Below are 20223 nucleotides of genomic sequence, written 5' to 3' on the forward strand. Positions count from 1 at the left end.
ACTTGGTTACGGATGAATAATTTATTAAACAAAAAATAGATTTTAAAATAAATACAAATAAAAAAAGAAGCGATTTATTTCATCGCTTCTTTTTTATTAAATCATATCTAAAATCACAGTATCCCTACATAACCCTCTTAAACATCTTCTCCAACTCATAAGTAGAATGATGTACAAGAATCGGTCTTCCGTGCGGGCATGTGTATGGGTTTGTTGTTGTACGTAGTTCTTCCAGTAAAGCAAATATTTGATCGTTCGTTAAATATTGATTTGCTTTAATCGATGCTTTACAGCTCATCATGATGGCTGCTTCTTCACGTAACTTTTTAATATCAACTTTTTTTAGTTTGACGACTTGTTCCATCATTTCGTCGATAATGTCTGTTTCTTGTCCTTTTGGGAACCACGTTGGATGTGAACGGACGATAAAGGATTGATGACCGAATTGCTCTAAGAACAGTCCAACTTTTTTCAGTTCTTCTAGTTGCTCTTCGACACGTAAAAATTCAGTAAGAGATAAGTCAATACGGTATGGTACAAGTAGCTCTTGTACTTCTTGCGCTACTCTTCCTACTTTATCACGGAAGTATTCATAATTAATACGTTCCTGCGCGGCATGTTGGTCAATCATATATAAACCTTTATCATTTTGAGCGAAAATATATGTTCCATGCATTTGTCCAATTGGATAAAGCGGTGGTAAGTCATTACCGTTCATTTCAATCTCTTCTATTTCCTGAACTTCTTCTTCCAATTCCTCTAATTCAAAGTCTTCATCGTTACTGTTCCACGGTTTCTCTTCTCGAATTGGTTCTTCCATTATCGGTTTAATAGATGGCTGCCAACTTTGTTCTTCTCTTACGAGCGACTGTGGTGGCTGCCATTCTCGCTTCGGTGGTTGCCACAGTTGTGCTGGCTGTTTCACAGCCAGTGGTTCTTCTCGTTTTTCATCCATGCCAGTCGGTAAAACGATGTCCGGCATAGATGGTTCTTTCGGCTTCGCATGCTCAAACTGAAACTGTTCTTGCACACTTTCATCTTTTTCTTTTTTCTTCGTTGTTACACCTGCATCTGGAATGAGCTGTATTTTTTTGAATGCCGATTGCAATGTTTCTTCGATAAGCTTTAGCAATTCTTGTTCTTTACTAAAACGAACTTCTAATTTCGCTGGATGTACGTTAACGTCAACAAGCATTGGATCCATTTCAATCGATAAGAAGCCGATTGGATATCGTCCGACTGGCAGTAATGTATGGTATCCTTGCTGAATGGCTTTCATTAATACGAAATTTCGAACATAGCGACCATTTACGATCGTTGACATATAATTTCGAGATGCTCTCGTTACTTCTGGTAATGTTACATAACCTTTAATTGTGAAATCTAAAGATTCCGCTTCAATTGGAATAAGCTTCTTCGCAACTTGAATACTGTAAATTGATGCAAGTACTTGTCTTACATCACCATTTCCTGATGTGTGAAGCAATTTCTTTTCATTATGAAACAACTTTAATGATACTTCTGGATGTGACATTGCAATACGATACACGATATCTGTAATATTCCCAAGCTCTGTATGAATGGTTTTCATATATTTAAGACGCGCTGGTGTATTAAAGAATAAGTTTTGTACTGTAATATCTGTTCCTTTTCGGCTCGCTGTTTTCTCTTGCTTTATAATGTCTCCACCTTTAATCATAAGGTGCGTACCAGGTGCATCACCTGTGCTAGTGATTAATTCTAATTCACTAACTGAGGCAATACTCGGCAATGCCTCACCACGGAAACCGAGTGTTCTAATGCGAAACAGATCGTTTTCATCTTTAATTTTGCTCGTCGCATGTCGTTCAAAAGCGACGATACAATCTTCTTCTGCAATGCCATCCCCATTATCAATGATGCGAATTTTTGATAAACCAGCTTCTTCTAAGTGGATTTCAATAGATGTACTATTCGCATCGATAGAATTTTCCACAAGTTCTTTTACGACTGAGGCAGGGCGCTCTACTACTTCCCCTGCCGCAATTAAGTTAGAGAGTTGGTCATCGAGTTTGCGAATTTTCCCCATCTACTTACTCATCCTTTCTTTAACTTTTTCTGTAAGCGATACAATTCATTCATCGCTTCTAAAGGTGTCATATCAAGTAAATCAATTTTTTTAATTTGCGCAAGTACTGCCGTTTCTTTTGCATCTAGAACTGGCCTGTCTTGTTTTTTCGAAGACTGTTCTCCACCAAAGAATGATAGTTGTGATTCTTCTTCAGTCTCTACTTTCGTCTCTTGTATTTCTACTGGCGCTTCTTTTACAACTACAGGTTCTGGAATAACTTCTTGCTCTTGCTCTTTCACTTCTACACGCTTTGGAATAACAATTTCTTCTTGTCCTTCTAGTTGCGCTAACACTTCTTTCGCGCGAGCAATTAAACTATCTGGAAGCTCCGCAAGTTGTGCAACGTGAATTCCGTAACTTTTATCAGCCGCTCCATCTTGAATTTTATGAAGGAATACTACTTTTCCGTTCTCTTCAATAGCTGAAACATGTACATTCTTCAGTTGATCTAAACTTTCTTCTAGCACCGTCAATTCATGATAATGCGTAGAGAATAATGTTTTTGCACCAATTTGGTCATGAATATGCTCAATGATTGCTTGTGCAAGTGCCATACCATCATACGTAGATGTACCGCGTCCAATTTCATCGAATAAAATTAAACTTCTTTCTGATGCGTTTGCAATGGCATTTTTCGCTTCTAACATTTCGACCATAAATGTACTTTGACCGGAAATTAAATCATCCGCTGCACCAATTCTCGTAAAGATTTGATCAAATACAGGTAATACTGCTTCTGTCGCTGGTACGAAACAACCAATCTGTGACATAACAGTTACAAGTGCTAATTGTCTCATATACGTACTTTTACCAGACATGTTCGGTCCTGTAATTAAAAAGACATCCATTTTCTCTGGCATAATACAATCATTCGGTACATACAATTTCCCGTTCAATACTTTTTCAACGACAGGATGGCGACCATCTTTAATAAAGATTTCACGCTTCGTTGTTAGTACAGGTTTTACAAACTGTTCTTCTTCACTAACTGTCGCAAAACTTTGCAGTACATCTAATTCACTAATTACTTTCGCTAAATGCTGTAATTTCGGAATAAATACTTTTACTTCTTCACGCAGCGCTGTAAATAGATCATATTCTAGTTGTACAATTTTTTCTTCTGCTTCTAAGATTAATGTTTCTTTTTCTTTCAGTTCATCTGTAATGAAACGTTCAGCATTAGCAAGCGTTTGTTTACGCTCATAGCGACCTTCTGGTAATGCTCCAAGATTCGCCTTCGTCACTTCAATGTAGTAGCCAAAAATACGGTTGTACCCGATTTTTAACGATTTAACTCCTGTAATATCGCGCTCTCGTTTTTCAAGCTCAGCGATCCACGTTTTCCCGTTTTTACTAACGTAACGATATTGATCAAGCTTGTCATTATAACCGTCTTTAATAATATCTCCATCTTTAATAGAAAGCGGTGGGTTTTCTTGAATACTTCTTCCTAGTAATTCAGTTAAGCTCTCACATGGATCTGCACCTTGAATTAACCTTGCTGCATACGCATTATCTAACAGACTAATCGCTTCTAAAATAGCTGGTACTTGAAGTAAAGATCGTCTTAACTGTAATAAGTCCCGTGCATTCACATTACCAAATGCAACTTTCCCTGCTAAACGTTCTAAATCATATACTTCTTTTAACTTTTCCTTTAAATCTTCACGTAAGAAGTAATCATTTACAAACGTTTCAACCATTTCTAAACGCTCTTCAACTTTTTCTTTTTGAATAAGTGGACGTTCCATCCACTGTTTTAACATACGACCACCCATAGCTGTTTTCGTTTTATCTAATAGCCATAATAATGATCCTGTTTTTTCTTTTGTTCGAAGTGTTTCTGTCAGTTCTAAATTTCGCTTTGAATGCACATCAATTTTCATAAACTGGTTCGTATAATAAATTTCCACTGGTTGCAAGTGATCTAACGAACGTTTCTGTGTTCTTATTACATAGTTAAATAAGCGTCCAATTGCTTTAATTAACTTTGCTTGTGAAACATTTTTCACAAGATGTTCTAATCCTTCCGGAATAGTTGTTGCATCTTCATACGAAATCGTCATTTTTAATGTTTCAGTTAATTTATTTAATTCATCTTTTGAAAATGTAGAATCTACAACAATTTCTTTTGAACCAGTTGCATACACTTCTAATAAAATATCTTCTACTGAACCTGTTAACAACGTTACTGTATTTTGTCCAGTCGTTAAATCATTACAAGCTAAAGCATATGATCCATCTTCAAAATGTGTTAATGCTGCTAAGAAGTTATTTTCTTTCTCATCAATCGTACGCCCTTCCATCATCGTTCCTGGCGTAATTAGTTGTACGACTTCACGGCGCACTACACCTTTAGCTGTTTTTGGATCTTCCACTTGCTCACAAACAGCTACTTTATATCCTTTTTCAACAAGTTGTTCAATATAATTTTTAGCTGCATGATGTGGTACACCGCACATCGGTATACGATCACTACTACCACCATCTCGGCTCGTTAATGTAATTTCAAGTTCATGAGCTGCTTTAACCGCATCTTCAAAGAACATTTCATAAAAATCACCTAAGCGGAAAAATAAAAAGGCATCTTGATAGTCTGCCTTAACCTTTAAATATTGCTGTATCATAGGCGTATATTGCGTCATACTTTTCCTCCATAATTCTTACATAATAATCTATATTCATATATGTCACATTTCACGGACACTCATATCTCCTATTTCAGGAGTCTTTCTTCATTATAGCACATTTCATAAGGAATCATGTTCATTCAAGCACTACTTATGTAAAGTAAAAAGCTAGGAAGAACTTCTCCCTAGCTTTCTATTACTCTTCTTCTGCATCAACAATAAAGTTCGGATCTAACTCTTCAAACTCATCATCATCGATTTGGAAATCTTCGTCTGATTCTACACAACCTTCAGGGTTTACACTTACACAAATTTTTGTTTCGCCAACTACTTCTGTTACAAATTCACGTTCTACAGTTACAACAATTTTATTACCATTTGGTGATACAAGAGCTTCTAAACAATTTGGTGGCTGAATGACACGAGCAATAATTTCTAAATCATCACCAGAAAAGTTTTTATCACGATACCCAATACTTACTTCATCAGTGTAGTTCACACGTTCTGTTACAACTTCTGTCTTTGTATTACCATCAAATGAATACCAAGTGTTCACATCATAGAAACCTTCAATTTCCACATGCTTTCCATTCTTTCTTGCTTCGTACGAGTGGTTAATTACCCAGCACCCTAAAATACTTGTTGGCTCATTATTCGATTCACATGTATGCGTTGACTTTGTATACTTACGTCCTTTTCCAACCACTGCTTTTGTAATAATCTCTCTAAATTCGGACATTCGTAACCCTCCTCAATCACTATTCACTTAATCATATGCGTGACAATAGCGGAATGTGTCATTCTTTTTTCGAGAAGAACTTACGTTAACCCACTAAAAAAAAGAGATGTCAGTATGACATCTCTTTAACAACCACAATTTCCTTTTTTACTTTCTACCGCTGCGCCCGTTTCACCTTTCAATACATCGCCATTAGTTGAAATTAATATTTCATCTGTTACGTTGTTAGAAATCGTACTTGCAACTAACTGTAGTAAGTCATTTACGTATGTTTGTGAAGATTTAAATTCTTGTACTACTGGGATACTATCTAACTTATCTTGCAGGGCATCAATTTCAGCTTCTACTTTTTTCAAAGCTTCCCATTTCCCGTAATGTTGCAAGTTTACTGCTTGCTTTTGCAGCGCTTTAATTTCATCAATTGCGCGCTTTACATTTTCATTTTTATGAATTTGCGCCTCTGCTTTCTTAAAGAAATCAACTTCTTCTGTTTCAGAAATCATTTTTGCTAATTCTTTCGCTTGTTCAACAATTTCATCTTTCGAATATGCTTTCATCTATAATTCCACCTCAATCGGCTCTTCAACTAATTCCCCGTTAAGAGACCAAGTTTTTGCTTCCGTTACTTTTACTTTTACAAGCTGACCAATTAAAGATTTTGAAGCGACGAAGTTTACAAGTTTATTCGTACGAGTATAACCTGCAAGTACTTCTGGATTATTTTTACTTTCCCCATCAACTAACACTTCTACAATTTGACCTTTGTAACGATTATTCTTTTCAATTGCCAACGTATTTACTAGTGTATTTAAGCGTTGAAGACGTTCTTTTTTCACTTCCATCGGTACATTATCTTTCATTTTTGCAGCTGGTGTACCTTCGCGCGGAGAATAAATAAAGGTAAAGGCAGTATCAAATCCTACTTCACGATATAACGACATCGTTTCTTCAAATTGCTCATCTGTTTCATTTGGGAAACCGACGATAATATCAGTTGTTAATACTACATTTGGAATGGCTTCCTTAATTTTTCTTACAAGTTCTAAATAATGCTCACGTGAATATTTACGCGCCATAATTTTTAACATATCTGTGCTTCCAGATTGAACTGGTAAGTGAATATGTTCTACTAAGTTTCCACCTTTTCCAAGCACTTCAATTAAATGATCATCGAAATCACGTGGATGGCTCGTTGTAAAACGAATACGGGCAATATCCACTTTACGGAGTTCCTCCATTAAATCGCCTAGACCGTATTCAAAATCTTCAAAGTCTTTACCATATGCATTTACGTTCTGTCCAAGTAACGTAATTTCTTTATAACCATTTGCAGCTAAATGACGAATCTCTTGGATGATATCTTCTGGACGTCTGCTTCGCTCTTTTCCGCGTGTATACGGTACGATACAATATGTACAGAACTTATCGCAGCCATACATAATATTTACCCAGGCTTTAATATCACCACGGCGTACTTTCGGAAGGTTTTCAATTACGTCCCCTTCTTTTGACCAAACTTCAACTACCGTCTCCTTAGAAAACATTGCATCTTTTAGAATGTACGGTAATCTATGAATATTATGCGTTCCAAAAACCATATCTACATGCTGATTTTTTTGCATAATTTTATTTACAACAGATTCCTCTTGAGACATACAACCACATACACCAATTAAAAGGTCCGGATTTCTTCGTTTTAATGACTTTAAATGACCTAGTTCACCGAACACTTTATTTTCAGCATTTTCACGAATGGCACAAGTATTTAATAATACTACATCTGCATCTTCAGTTGAAAAAGTTGGTTCATATCCAAGCGCGGTGAAAATACCCGCCATTACTTCCGTATCATGCTCATTCATTTGACAACCATATGTACGAATATAGAACTTTCTTCCTGTACCAAAATTGCGAAACTCTTCAGGTAAGCCAAAATCCCGTTCAATTTTAACTTCTTCTTTCCCTCGCTTTTTTGCATCTTTTAAGGAAGGTGGTTGGTATACATTTTCAAAGTATTTACTATAATCTTTCTCTTCTTTTTTCGTAGAGGAATTTGCTTGTTGACTTGCTAATCGTTGTTGCTCGTTCATCGGTAATCTCCTTTCACCCTTAACTATACACACTCTATAGTCCATTTTAATGCGCTTAAACTCACCTCAAAAATGGTTAGATAGCTTGAGAGATAACTTGTCCTTTGAAACTTGAGTAACCAATCTAATCATCTATAAGAATGAAGTCTTCCCCACACAAATAGACATTCCCTTTTCGTATTTCTTTTTGTCCTACCAAAAGCATATTGCTTTATCCCTATAAACATTACCATAGTATGAAGCGTTTCGCCAATTTTAACAAGAAATAGGATCTGTCTTATCTTACTTTTCATTAGCAATGAACTCGCTATTTTCATACAACGATTTATATATTATTTTACCATTCTGAATTTTCTAAGTAAATATAACTACCTTTTATTTTTCCTCATTAAAAAAAGGTTGCCAAGCGGCAACCTTTTTTTCTTACATTACATTACATAAATTCAGCAACAAGTTCATCAAACATTTTCTGATCCATATTTAAATCAGATTGCACTAAAGGCTTCTCACTATAGCCTTTTACAAGTTCTTGGTATGAAGGCTGTGCTGTATTTTGATAAATTAAACCTGTTACTAATCCGTTATTTTCCATTAATGTTTGCATAGCCATCATGCGATTAGATGGATCATATCCCTCTACTGTACTTAGTTTTGTTAAATTCTCTTTAAACCAATCATAAGTATTTACTTTATTGTAAGTAACACATGGGCTGAACACGTTAATTAATGAAAATCCTTTATGGTTAATACCAGCTTCAATAATTTGTGTTAATTCTTTTAAATCACTTGAAAAGCTTTGCGCCACAAATGTTGCACCAGCTGTTAAAGCCATTTCCATAACATTTAGTGACGGTTCAATTGAACCTTGTGGTGTACTTTTCGTTTTAAATCCAGCTTCACTACGTGGTGAAGTTTGCCCTTTTGTTAATCCATAGATTTGGTTATCCATTACGATGTACGTAATGTCGATGTTACGACGAATAGAATGGATTGTATGTCCCATACCAATTGCAAATCCATCACCGTCACCACCTGATGCGATAACTGTTAAATCACGATTTGCCATTTTCACACCTTGTGCAATCGGAAGGGCACGTCCGTGAATACTATGCACACCATATGAATTAATATACCCTGAAATACGACCTGAACAGCCGATACCAGAAATAACAGCAAGTTCATCTGGATTTAAGCCAACGTTAGCTGCCGCACGTTGAATTGCAGCTTGCACCGAGAAGTCTCCGCAACCTGGGCACCAGTTTGGTTTTACACTGTTACGAAAGTCCTTAAATGTTGCCATTTAATACAACCCCTTTTTTGCATTCGTTGTAAATCTCTTTTGGCAAGAATGGGTTTCCATCATATTTTAAAAGACTAGAAATTTTCTCACCGTTACCAAGATTCATTTTCATAATGTTAGCAAGCTGACCTGTTGCATTGTTTTCTACCACTACAACACGCTTCGCATTTTTTACAAGTGGATCGATTTCAGCTGTTGGGAACGGGTGAATTAAACGCACATGAGCATGGTTTACTTTCATACCCTCTTGTTCTAAGCGCTCCATTGCTTCTTCGATCGCACCACGAGTTGAGTTAAATCCAACAAGCAATACGTCTGCTTCTTCATGCTTAACATTTTTATAAACAGGGGTATTAAACTTCAAGTTCTCCATTTTACGGAAACGTTTGTCCATTTGATCTTTACGGTTTATTGCTGATTCAGATGGTTTACCAGTTTCATCATGTTCTACACCTGTAACATGGTGAACACCATTTTTCATACCAGGTAAAACACGTGGTGAAACGCCATCTTCAGTTACTTCATAACGCTTGAAATATGCTTTATTTTCACGTTCTGGTAATTCCGCCTCTAAATCAAGCTTACCGCGACGAATTTCCACTTTATCTAACGTAAGCGGTTCTACCGTTTGTTTCCCTAAAGAAAGCTGTAAATCTGTTAAGAAAATAACAGGAACTTGATATTCTTCAGCAAGGTTAAATGCTTCTACAATATCATAGAAAGCTTCTTCAACTGTACTTGGTGCCATTACGATTTTTGGAATCTCACCATGCGTACCGTAAATCATCGCCATTAAATCAGACTGCTCTTGTTTCGTTGGTAATCCTGTACTTGGACCACCACGTTGTGTATCAACAATTACTAATGGTGTTTCTGTAATACCCGCTAAACCAATCGCTTCCATCATTAAAGATAGACCTGGACCAGCAGATGCAGTTAATGTACGAACACCAGCATAGTTTGCACCGATTGCCATTGTACAAGCTGCGATTTCATCCTCAGTTTGGATTACTGTCCCGCCAACTTTTGGCAATTTTTTAATTAAGTATTCCATGATTTCAGATGCAGGTGTAATTGGATATGCAGACATAAAGCGAGCACCACCAGCTACCGCACCAAATGCGATTGCATCGTTTCCAATCATAAACATGCGTTTCTTACCATCAGCTTTTTCAAGCTGCATCATGTTCACTTTCTCACCTAGCAATTCTTTCATATATTGAGAGCCACGTTTAATTGCATCCATATTCTTTTGAACGACTTGCTCTCCTTTACGACCAAAGATCTCTTCAACAACATCTAAATAAGCTGTCTCGTCTAGCCCTAATACCGCACTTGATGCCCCAACAGCAACCATGTTTTTCATTAATGATGTACCTAATTCTGAAGCAATATCTGTAAACGGTATGACATATAGATTTACATCTGTATTGTCAGGTATTGTTGGATTAAATTTCGCATCCGCAACTACAATTCCACCTGGACGTAGTTCGTGGAAGTTAAAATCAATTGTTTCTTGATCAAAAGCAATTAAAATATCTAAATCATCTGAGATCGCGCGTACTTCTGTTGTACTTACACGAATTTTATTATTTGTATGGCCGCCTTTAATACGTGATGAGAAGTGGCGGTAACCGTATAGGTAATATCCTAATCGGTTTAATGCAATACAGAAGATTTCTCCTGTACTTTCAATTCCTTCACCTTGTTGGCCTCCAACTTTCCATGAAAGTTGACTAATCATCTCCTACACCCCTTTTGGCTGCATTCATTGTAGTGTATTTTTTTACAGTAATAGTTTAGCATTTTTTATACAAATAAACTACAACGGACGCAAATTATGCCTCTTCTGATTTCCCTGAATCTTTAGTATAAAACTATTTTGTTTTTCATTCTAGTATTAGGTCTTAAAAAAAGCAATAATATCAAATGAATTAATTCTGATTTTTTTGTATTTTCAAAACAAAAATCTTAAAAGCTTATATGTTCAACAAAATTATCATATAAAAATCGCTCTACAGTAGATGCAGCATAGTGTTTACAAAGCTCATTCATTACATTTTCATACTCTCTATACGCTGATACATTTACAACTGTTTCTAATACCCCATCAAAATCGGAACCAAATCCTATATTGTTCTCTCCACCTAATGAACAAATATATTCGATATGTCTTACTATATCTGCTATATGCGCTTTTTTTTCACTTGTTAGAAACTGTGGTACGAAAGTGACACCGATCATGCTATTTCGCTTTATAAGGGCTCTAAGTTGTTCATCGTTTAAATTACGTGGGTGCTGACAAAGTTTCGTACAATTTGAATGGGAGGCAATAGGATTTTTTGCAATTTCTATAACATCCCAAAAACTTCTTTCATTCAGATGAGACACATCGGTCCATACATGCAACGTATTAAGTTCTTGTACAACATGTTTACCAAATGTCGTTAAACCCGCCCCACGTGTCTCTAGCGCACCATCAGCTAATAAATTGGCATAATTCCATGTCAGTCCAAAAGAACGTACTCCTAGGCGATAAAACAACCGTAATTTCATTGCATCTTTTCCAATTGCTTCGCATCCTTCTAATGTTAATATCGCTCCAATCTCGTCCTGTTTTAACATGCTAATATCATTTTTTGTCTGAATAAACTTCACACCCGGCAGTGATAAAATTTCATTATAAAAAATATCTGCCATTTGTAATGCCGCTTCAAATCGTTTTTCATATAGCACCGTTTCTGGCACATATATAGCAAAACATTGTATACTTCCTTTTCTTCTCTTTAACTGTTCAAAAGTAATATGTAATTGTGAATCGTTTTTAAAATTCTTTTTCCCCTGTGCACTCCATAACTGAAAGAGTACATCACAATGAGCATCAAAAATTTTCATTTCCATTCCTCCATTATAAAAACAACCTGTTTGCATACTGCAAACAGGTTGTTTAAACTTAACGAGGTTCTACAATTAATTTTATTGCTGTACGCTCTTCCCCATCAATCATAATATCTGTAAACGCTGGGATACAAATCAGGTCCAAACCACTAGGCGCTACAAATCCTCTTGCAATTGCTACTGCCTTTACCGCTTGGTTCAATGCACCTGCACCAATGGCTTGAATTTCTGCTGTTCCGCGTTCGCGAATAACACCTGCAAGTGCACCAGCTACAGAATTAGGGACCGACGTTGCTTTAACTTTTAATATTTCCATTCCGCGTTTCCTCCTCGTTTCTATAAAAAGTATTAGCAATTATTTCACTTTAACTTATATTCACGAGGAATGACGCGTATTCCTGCTAAATTTCCGTAATTTTTCTAAAAAATTAAAAAATAATAAATTATCTAAATTTTATCCAGGAATTACTCAAAAAATGGTTGATCATCATTAATTAAGATACGCTGAATTTTCTTAGCTTTCCCTGTATTAGGATCCACATCAATTAGCACTGCACTTAATTGTGTTCTACCACTTGTCACTTCAAATCGTACTGGTAAGTTTGTTAAAAACTTCTTCAATACCGCTTCTCGATCCATACCTAAAATCCCATCGTACGGTCCTGTCATACCAACATCTGTGATATATGCCGTTCCGCTTGGTAAAATACGATTATCTGCTGTAGGAACATGTGTATGCGTACCTACTACCGCTGTAGCACGACCATCTACATACCAACCTAACGCTTGTTTTTCACTTGTAGTTTCCGCATGAAAATCAATAAAGATAATATTCGTACGTTTTTTTGCAATGTTAATTAATTCATCCACTTTACGGAATGGGCAATCAATCGGAGGAAGGAATGTACGTCCTTGTAAGTTAATGACTGCAACTTCTGTTCCATTACAGTTCACAAAGATAAGTCCTTTTCCTGGAGTTCCTTCTGGGAAGTTAGCTGGTCTTGCAAGATATTTTGCGTCATCAATAAATTCAAATACTTCACGGTTATCCCACGCGTGGTTTCCAAGTGTAACCGCTTGTGCCCCGCATTCTAAAAAGTTTCGATATATTTTTTCCGTAATTCCACGTCCACCTGCTGCATTTTCTCCATTAATAATGGTTACTGTAGGTGTATATTTTTTCTTTAATGCCGGTACGTATTGTTGAATCATACCTCTACCAGGAGATCCTACTACATCCCCAACAAATAATATTCTCATATGTCTTACCCTTCCTATGTACTACATTTTTTATTACTATAGCTTCAAGTGATTTCCTTACAATATATTTATTATAAGTTTGTTGCACTTGTATACTAATTCCCTTTATTTTAACCAATTCCAACACAAAAAAATAAAGTGGTGTTTCACCACTTTATTTTGCGTATTCCACTGCACGTGTCTCACGAATAACAGTTACTTTAATATGTCCTGGGTAATCCAGTTCATTTTCAATACGTTTTCGAATATCACGAGCTAAACGATGAGCTTCTAAATCATCAATTGTATCTGGTTTTACCAGAATACGAACTTCTCGCCCTGCTTGAATTGCGAAAGATTTTTCTACGCCTTCATAAGACTCTGAAATCTCTTCTAACTTTTCAAGACGACGAATATAGTTCTCAAGTGTTTCACTACGAGCTCCAGGTCTTGCAGCTGATAATGCATCTGCTGCTGCAACTAAAACTGCAATGATAGAAGTTGGTTCTGTGTCACCATGGTGAGATGCAATACTGTTTATAACTACAGGATGCTCTTTATATTTCGTTGCGAGTTCAACACCAATTTCAACGTGGCTACCTTCTACTTCATGGTCAATCGCTTTACCGATATCATGTAATAGACCCGCACGTCTTGCTAGCTTTTCATCCTCACCAAGCTCTGCTGCCATAAGTCCAGTTAAATACGCAACTTCCATAGAGTGTTTTAAGACGTTTTGTCCGTAACTTGTACGGTATTTTAAACGACCTAAAATCTTAATTAAATCTGGATGTAATCCGTGAACACCCACTTCAAACGTTGTTTGCTCTCCGACTTCGCGAATATACTCGTCCACTTCACGTCTTGACTTTTCGACCATCTCTTCAATACGCGCTGGGTGAATACGTCCATCCTGTACTAGTTTATCAAGAGCGATACGAGCTGTTTCACGACGAATTGGGTCGAATCCAGAAAGGATAACCGCTTCTGGTGTATCATCGATAATAAGGTCAATACCTGTTAACGTTTCTAACGTACGAATATTTCGACCTTCACGTCCGATAATACGTCCCTTCATTTCGTCATTTGGAAGATTTACAACCGAAACGGTTGTTTCAGCAACATGATCAGCTGCACATCTTTGCATTGCAAGAGATAAGATTTCTTTTGCTTTCTTATCCGCTTCTTCTTTCGCACGAACTTCACTTTCTTTTACCATTACGGCAATTTCATGAGAAACTTCACTTTCTACTTTACCAAGAATAATTGCTTTCGCTTGTTCGCGTGTCAGATTGGAAATGCGCTCTAATTCTGTTTGTTGCTTTTGAACTAACTCTCCCACTTTGCTTTCCAACTCTTCAATCTGTTGTTGTCTCGCTACAAGAGAATCCTCTTTCTTTTCTAACTGTAGCTCGCGTTTATCGAGCGTTTCGTCTTTACGATCAAGGTTCTCTTCTTTTTGCATTAAACGATTTTCTTGTTTTTGTAATTCGCTTCTACGGTCACGAATTTCTAATTCAGCTTCTGTACGAAGTGTATGAATTTCATCCTTTGCTTCTAAAAGCGCTTCTTTCTTAAGTGCTTCAGCCTCACGATTCGCTTCGTCTATAATACGTTTCGCTTCATTAGCTGCACCATTAATCTTCGCTTCGGCAATAGACTTTCGAACAAAAAAGCCAACAACTGCACCGACTGTTGCAAGCAAAATGGAGATGAGTATCCAAACTGTAGTACTACTCATGATTTCACCTCCCCTTGCTATGAATGAAAAAAGACTGTCGGCATGTACATTGAATACCAACATACAGCAAAGACCGTCGTCCCACTTTTTTAAGGGACTTTCTTCATTTCACAATTAAAATGTCATATTATTATTTCGGCAAGATTTAAGTCTTACTCCGAATATTACTTCTCTTCTTGAGAAGAGTGTTTCGTATATAAGAAAAAATATACATTCTCATTGTATCTATCGCAATTTTCATTGTCAAGCGTTGTCTACTTTTACTTTCTTTACCTTCAGCCCTAATTCATATATGAATTTAAAAAGCAGACAGCATATTATCCTGGAAAACCTTAGTAAATTCCAGTTTATTCATATAAAAAATGCATATATCCCTCTTTATGCATAGCCTTTTAGTTAAATTAAATATTTTATTTCCAACGATATACAACGCTTTCATAAAGATTAAAAAATAAAAGACACGGTTCCGTGTCTTTTATTTTTTAATCTTGAAGATTTGAATCTTCCGTGTCTTCCACACCAGAGTCTTCACCAATTCCGTGATGGTCACGAACAAAGAAGGCAATTTCCTCTCTTAAATCCGTATTCTCTTTTAAGAATTGCTTCGAATTTTCACGACCTTGCCCTAAACGCTCTTCATTATAAGAGTACCAAGCACCACTCTTTTGAACGATATCAAGTTCAGAAGCCATATCTAAGATTTCACCTTCTCTTGAAATACCTTCTCCATACATAATATCAACTTCAGCAACACGGAATGGTGGTGCCACTTTATTTTTAACTACTTTTACTTTTGTTTTATTACCAACGATGTCGTTACCTTGCTTTAATTGCTCCGCACGACGTACTTCAAGACGAACTGTTGAATAGAATTTCAACGCACGACCACCTGGAGTTGTTTCTGGCACTATCTATAGATTTTCCATCTCTATAGTCCGGACTATCTCTTCATCTCTTTACAGAGAGCCTTGCACTTCCAGCAGTAGCCTATCATCTGCCGTACCCTACTCAGTTAACTAAAAGTCCTTTTCGGTAGTCTCTACACCTTCCCCATATAAATATGAAGCTTGGCACGGTATTACCCTAAATAATGGTGGGCTTCACCGTTAGCAACTATATAAATAGTTACACCCTTAGGCAATAAGGTTCACAAGGTTTTTTAACATGCTATCACTAGCAAGGGAAACCCATGGTAAACTCCTTAATCTTTTGTGCGACTTTTTCTTTATTTACTAACTCTTCTTCATGTATAACAAGATATTTATAGCAGCTCTCTTCCATAAATAAAAGTTTTCTTTTATCTCGTTCTTTTATTTTGTTGAGTGAGTGTGCCCATTTCCCATGGACATCTAAACAATATTTTCTACCTAAGTAGAAATCAATGGACCACTTATCGATTCTTTTTTGCTTAATGAACGCCAGATCTAAGCTTAATAATATCTGTTCGACCTGTTGTTCCAGTAAAGTATCATAATTTTTCTTTCTGACCTTTACATTAAGCTCTTTTCTCCTTTTAGCAACACATGTATCGGATACGCCATACTTAACGGCAATTTCAACATGTGATAAATATGGATTTTTTAACTCCTGTTCAACTTCTGCGGTTTTAGGTAAATAAATCTTCCTATGTCTGGTTCTTTTAATTCCGAGTAACTTTAATATTTCACCTACTCGCCTTTCATCCAGATTAATTTCTTTACCTATATCTTTTAATTTTCTCTCCGCATGTGTCGCGATAAAATCCACTTGCCATTGTTCTATGTTTCGATAAGTTCTATTTCCGATTGTCACTGCCACCTTAATCTCTCCTTATAAGAAATCCCTTATAAAGACTTAAATGAAGAAGACAAATAAAGATTCAAGTACTACGCTCTGATTAAGCAACTTGTGGTTGATTTCCGAACATAACCCCAACTTTTTCACGAATTTGGTTAATAAAGATTGCGATTGTTTTTGATTTATTGATTGCACCTGACAGCTTACGAAGTGCTTGAGACATTAAACGAGCTTGTAGACCTACGTGTGAGTCACCCATGTCTCCTTCAATCTCAGCTTTCGGTACAAGAGCTGCTACAGAGTCAATTACGATAATATCAACCGCGCCACTTCGTACAAGTGCTTCTGCGATTTCTAGTCCTTGCTCCCCTGTATCAGGTTGTGATAATAGTAATTCATCTATGTTAACGCCTAATTTTTGTGCATATACAGGATCCATTGCATGCTCCGCATCAATAAACGCTGCTTGTCCACCTTGACGCTGTACTTCAGCGATTGCGTGTAATGAAACTGTTGTTTTACCTGAACTTTCTGGTCCATAAATTTCGATAATACGGCCACGTGGGTATCCGCCTACCCCTAGTGCCACATCAAGTGCTAAAGAACCACTTGAAATTGTAGAAATTCTACGCTCCGCTTGTTCTCCTAATTTCATAATTGAACCTTTACCGAATTGCTTCTCTATTTGTTTTAACGCCATATCTAACGCCGCTTGACGATCACTCATTCAAAATTCCTCCTTAACTGAATTGCTAATCTTATTATACCTATTTTCAATTCAATTTGCCAACAAAAATCGAACATTTATTCGATTTTTTTATTTTCCAATTAATAAAACTGCATTTAAGCATTAAAAAAAGCTAGAAGAGACTCACATCTCTTCTAGCTTTTTATACAAATGATAAAATCCATATTTCGCCGAACGTTCCCTAATTTGTTGACGACTTCCACTTAAATGAAGAGGAAAGACTACAGTTGACTCATCCTTAATCGCCAATCCAACAAATACTGTTCCCGGCTCTTTATGTTCTGAAGCATCTGGTCCTGCTACCCCAGTGAAACTAATTCCGATATCCGCTTTTAATAGGCCCTTAACATTTTCAGCAAGATAACGAGCACATTCTTTACTAACTGCACCATCAGTAGACAATACTTCCTCAGGTACATGTAAAACATGTTGCTTCACATCATTATGATAACAAATGACACCGCCTTTAAATACTGAAGACACACCAGCACTTTCTGTTACTTGATTGCCGAAGAGACCACCGGTTAAACTTTCTGCACACGCTAAAGTTAATCCTTTTTTCTTCAATAACTTTATCGCCTTATCATGCAGAAATTCTTGATCGTACCCGTAGAAAAATTCTCCTACTCTTTCTAAAATCAAATCTTCCATATGCTGAATGAGTTTCGCCGCTTCATCAGCATTTTGATGTTTGGCAGTTAAACGTAGTGTCACTTCTCCATCATTCGCAAGTGGGGCGATTGTCGGGTTCATTTGTCCATCAATTAAATCTTGAACTTTCACCTCTAATTGAGATTCCCCAATCCCAAAAAAGCGAAGCACACGAGAATAAATGTTTTCTCCTGTTGTAAAATTACGTAAAAAAGGCTCTACATAACTTATATACATCGGCTTCATCTCTTTCGGTGGTCCTGGTAATAAAATATAAACTTTCCCGTTCTTATTTAACCCCATACCAGGTGCCATGCCGTGATCATTCGCAAATACAGTTGCTCCATTCAAAACGAGCGCCTGCTTTTTATTATTCTCTGTGAACTCGCGACCTGTACGCTTAAAGTAATCGCTTATCGAGGCTAATGCCTTTTCATCATACACAAGCTCTTCACCCAAACTAGAAGATATCGTTTCTTTCGTCAAATCATCTTTTGTCGGGCCTAATCCACCTGTGAAAATAAGCATGTCAGCACGTTCTTCCGCAACTTCAATCGCCCGCTGTAATCGCTTGTTATTATCTCCAACTACAGTATGGTAGTACACATTAATTCCAATTGAAGCTAACTTTTCAGATAAAAACTGGGCATTTGTATTTGCAATTTGTCCAAGTAATAATTCAGTTCCAACCGCAATAATTTCAGCATTCATCCCAATTCCCCCATAAACTTCTATTTTGAGTTTACAAAAGCAGCTCTATTTTTCCAGAAATAATCCCACCCTGAAATAACAGTAAAGATTAATGCAATCCATATAAAGATATCAGCCACCGGAATATGGATTAAATTTAAAGGTACATCGTGTAATAAATATGCTGCAATCGCGATAATTTGTGTCCATGTCTTAATTTTCCCTAGCTGATTTGCCGCAACTACTTCCCCTGTTCCAGCAAGTACAAGGCGTAAACCTGTTACTGCAAACTCTCGACTTATAATTATAATAACAATCCAAGCAGGTACGTATTGCATCTCAACTAATGTAATAAGTGCTGCCGAAACAAGTAATTTATCCGCTAACGGGTCAAGAAATTTCCCTAAATTCGTTACAAGATTATACTTTCTTGCGTAATGTCCATCAATCCAATCTGTAGCCGAAGCAACAATAAAGATAAGTGCTCCTACTAAATGTTGAATTGGCAAATCAACATCACCAATTGTGTATGAACCCCAATCAAAGGGTGCTAACATAATTACCATAAAAATTGGAATTAAGAAGATTCTAGATATTGTAATTTTGTTTGGTAAATTCACAGCTATTCCTCCATCATATCAAAAACATTTGTTCATTGAAAAAAGTCATCGAAGCGATGACTGTTATTGTGCAGGTTGCTCTATCCCTTGGTTTTTTATCACCAATCTTTGGTGAAGTTCTTTTTCTGGATCCAATGGATAAGCGACCACTTGGCCATTCAGTTTAACTTCAACATTCGTTGCATTTCCAATATTAAGTCGCACTTCTTTTACTGTTGATACATTATGTTTTTCTATTTGGCCCTCTTGTACTGTAGTGTTTAGAATCACATTCCCAGCATCATCTTTAACATCTACATAACTCGCACCTTTACCCGATATTTCCAGTTCTAATGTTTTATTATTATGAATTTCCAAAGTAGATACTTTACCAGTTGTTCCAACTACTTTCACTTCTTGTTGTCCAGTTGGCTGTTCCTCTTTCTTTGGTTCTTCTTTCTTAGGCTCTTCTTTTTTTGGTTCCTCTTTTTTCGGCTCTTCTGCTTTCACTTCATCTTTCTTCGTATCTAGCGGAGAGTTTTCTGCTTTTTTAACTTCAATTTTCTCACTTTGAGCATTCGGAACTTTCTCATCACCTTTTCCAGTTAACGCTTGGAAAACAAACCAAATTACCACTCCAAATGCAATTACTAATAGCGCAACTAAAACTTTCGGCATATGATCTGCAATTGGCCATGATGAAGTTTTTTGCATTGTTTCTTGTGTTTTTTGTCCAGTTGATACTTGTGGAACATCGCGTTTTTCAGATTGTGGTATCGTACTCTGATATTCTACAAGCAGTTCCTCTCCATTTAACCCAACCGCCTCTGCGTATTGTTTAATGAATGCACGCGCATAAAAAGCTCCTGGCAATACATCATAATTGCCTTCCTCAATCGCTACTAAATGGCGTTTTTGAATTTTTGTACTCTCATGCAGCTGATCAATAGACAAGCCTTTCGTTCCTCTTGCTTCTTTCAGCTTTTGTCCTAATTCCGTCACTACTAACACC

At 36.7% G+C, this 20223-nt stretch carries 15 protein-coding genes and 2 pseudogenes; all 17 read right to left on the reverse strand.

Annotated features, from left to right (window positions below):
* Positions 1-124: 124 nt before the first annotated feature.
* Entirely contained in the window at positions 125-2068 is a 1944-nt protein-coding gene (gene mutL / locus ACXY7N_RS07740) for a DNA mismatch repair endonuclease MutL (protein ID WP_016135228.1), read from the reverse strand.
* A gap of 8 nt (positions 2069-2076) precedes the next feature.
* Complete coding sequence (gene mutS, locus ACXY7N_RS07745; RefSeq protein ID WP_016135229.1) at positions 2077-4755, reverse strand: DNA mismatch repair protein MutS; 2679 nt, start codon at positions 4753-4755, stop codon at positions 2077-2079.
* Positions 4756-4936: 181 nt separating this feature from the next.
* Positions 4937-5479: an outer spore coat protein CotE gene (gene cotE / locus ACXY7N_RS07750; protein ID WP_001288800.1), complete on the reverse strand. Its 543-nt coding sequence runs from the start codon at positions 5477-5479 to the stop codon at positions 4937-4939.
* Positions 5480-5604: 125 nt separating this feature from the next.
* The gene (locus ACXY7N_RS07755; protein WP_016086647.1) at positions 5605-6036 is read right to left on the reverse strand and encodes a YlbF/YmcA family competence regulator; all 432 of its coding nucleotides are present in this window, start codon (positions 6034-6036) and stop codon (positions 5605-5607) included.
* Positions 6037-7569: a tRNA (N6-isopentenyl adenosine(37)-C2)-methylthiotransferase MiaB gene (miaB, locus tag ACXY7N_RS07760; RefSeq protein ID WP_088084170.1), complete on the reverse strand. Its 1533-nt coding sequence runs from the start codon at positions 7567-7569 to the stop codon at positions 6037-6039.
* 433 nt (positions 7570-8002) lie between these two features.
* Positions 8003-8869, reverse strand: coding sequence for a 2-oxoacid:ferredoxin oxidoreductase subunit beta (locus tag ACXY7N_RS07765; RefSeq protein ID WP_000190154.1), 867 nt, complete (start codon positions 8867-8869; stop codon positions 8003-8005).
* A complete protein-coding gene (locus tag ACXY7N_RS07770) occupies positions 8856-10613 on the reverse strand; it encodes a 2-oxoacid:acceptor oxidoreductase subunit alpha (protein WP_000625413.1) in 1758 nt (585 codons plus the stop codon). Before ACXY7N_RS07770 ends, ACXY7N_RS07765 begins: the two co-directional genes overlap by 14 nt.
* A gap of 227 nt (positions 10614-10840) precedes the next feature.
* Complete coding sequence (locus ACXY7N_RS07775; protein ID WP_088084172.1) at positions 10841-11764, reverse strand: dipeptidase; 924 nt, start codon at positions 11762-11764, stop codon at positions 10841-10843.
* A gap of 58 nt (positions 11765-11822) precedes the next feature.
* A complete protein-coding gene (spoVS, locus tag ACXY7N_RS07780; protein ID WP_000404341.1) occupies positions 11823-12083 on the reverse strand; it encodes a stage V sporulation protein SpoVS in 261 nt (86 codons plus the stop codon).
* A gap of 149 nt (positions 12084-12232) precedes the next feature.
* On the reverse strand, positions 12233-13027 hold the full coding sequence (locus ACXY7N_RS07785) for a TIGR00282 family metallophosphoesterase (RefSeq protein ID WP_016086644.1): 795 nt from the start codon (positions 13025-13027) through the stop codon (positions 12233-12235).
* Between the two features lie 154 nt (positions 13028-13181).
* Positions 13182-14747, reverse strand: coding sequence for a ribonuclease Y (gene rny / locus ACXY7N_RS07790; RefSeq protein ID WP_016086643.1), 1566 nt, complete (start codon positions 14745-14747; stop codon positions 13182-13184).
* A gap of 482 nt (positions 14748-15229) precedes the next feature.
* Positions 15230-15652, reverse strand: a pseudogene (locus ACXY7N_RS07795) (recombinase RecA family protein); the annotation flags it as partial.
* Positions 15653-15920: 268 nt separating this feature from the next.
* Positions 15921-16544 (reverse strand): PDDEXK family nuclease, encoded by a 624-nt coding sequence (locus ACXY7N_RS07800; protein WP_000301531.1) that lies wholly within the window; start codon positions 16542-16544, stop codon positions 15921-15923.
* A gap of 97 nt (positions 16545-16641) precedes the next feature.
* Positions 16642-17250: pseudogene (gene recA / locus ACXY7N_RS07805) on the reverse strand (recombinase RecA); the annotation flags it as partial.
* A gap of 144 nt (positions 17251-17394) precedes the next feature.
* Entirely contained in the window at positions 17395-18633 is a 1239-nt protein-coding gene (gene cinA / locus ACXY7N_RS07810; RefSeq protein ID WP_016135230.1) for a competence/damage-inducible protein CinA, read from the reverse strand.
* A gap of 20 nt (positions 18634-18653) precedes the next feature.
* Positions 18654-19232, reverse strand: a complete 579-nt coding sequence (gene pgsA / locus ACXY7N_RS07815; protein ID WP_001052973.1) for a CDP-diacylglycerol--glycerol-3-phosphate 3-phosphatidyltransferase — start codon at positions 19230-19232, stop codon at positions 18654-18656.
* 63 nt (positions 19233-19295) lie between these two features.
* Positions 19296-20213, reverse strand: a complete 918-nt coding sequence (locus ACXY7N_RS07820) for a helix-turn-helix domain-containing protein (protein ID WP_016086641.1) — start codon at positions 20211-20213, stop codon at positions 19296-19298.
* Between the last annotated feature and the right edge of the window lie 10 nt (positions 20214-20223).

The organism is Bacillus sp. 5w2 (assembly GCF_054353775.1).

Excerpts from the sequence above, each read along its gene's own strand:
- cinA (WP_016135230.1), bottom strand. The coding sequence starts at position 18,633 with ATGAATGCTGAAATTATTGCGGTTGGAACTGAATTATTACTTGGACAA.
- ACXY7N_RS07775 (WP_088084172.1), bottom strand. The coding sequence starts at position 11,764 with ATGAAAATTTTTGATGCTCATTGTGATGTACTCTTTCAGTTATGGAGT.
- ACXY7N_RS07785 (WP_016086644.1), bottom strand. The coding sequence starts at position 13,027 with ATGAGAATATTATTTGTTGGGGATGTAGTAGGATCTCCTGGTAGAGGT.
- ACXY7N_RS07770 (WP_000625413.1), bottom strand. The coding sequence starts at position 10,613 with ATGATTAGTCAACTTTCATGGAAAGTTGGAGGCCAACAAGGTGAAGGA.
- miaB (WP_088084170.1), bottom strand. The coding sequence starts at position 7,569 with ATGAACGAGCAACAACGATTAGCAAGTCAACAAGCAAATTCCTCTACG.
- ACXY7N_RS07765 (WP_000190154.1), bottom strand. The coding sequence starts at position 8,869 with ATGGCAACATTTAAGGACTTTCGTAACAGTGTAAAACCAAACTGGTGC.
- rny (WP_016086643.1), bottom strand. The coding sequence starts at position 14,747 with ATGAGTAGTACTACAGTTTGGATACTCATCTCCATTTTGCTTGCAACA.
- mutS (WP_016135229.1), bottom strand. The coding sequence starts at position 4,755 with ATGACGCAATATACGCCTATGATACAGCAATATTTAAAGGTTAAGGCA.
- cotE (WP_001288800.1), bottom strand. The coding sequence starts at position 5,479 with ATGTCCGAATTTAGAGAGATTATTACAAAAGCAGTGGTTGGAAAAGGA.
- spoVS (WP_000404341.1), bottom strand. The coding sequence starts at position 12,083 with ATGGAAATATTAAAAGTTAAAGCAACGTCGGTCCCTAATTCTGTAGCT.
- ACXY7N_RS07755 (WP_016086647.1), bottom strand. The coding sequence starts at position 6,036 with ATGAAAGCATATTCGAAAGATGAAATTGTTGAACAAGCGAAAGAATTA.
- mutL (WP_016135228.1), bottom strand. The coding sequence starts at position 2,068 with ATGGGGAAAATTCGCAAACTCGATGACCAACTCTCTAACTTAATTGCG.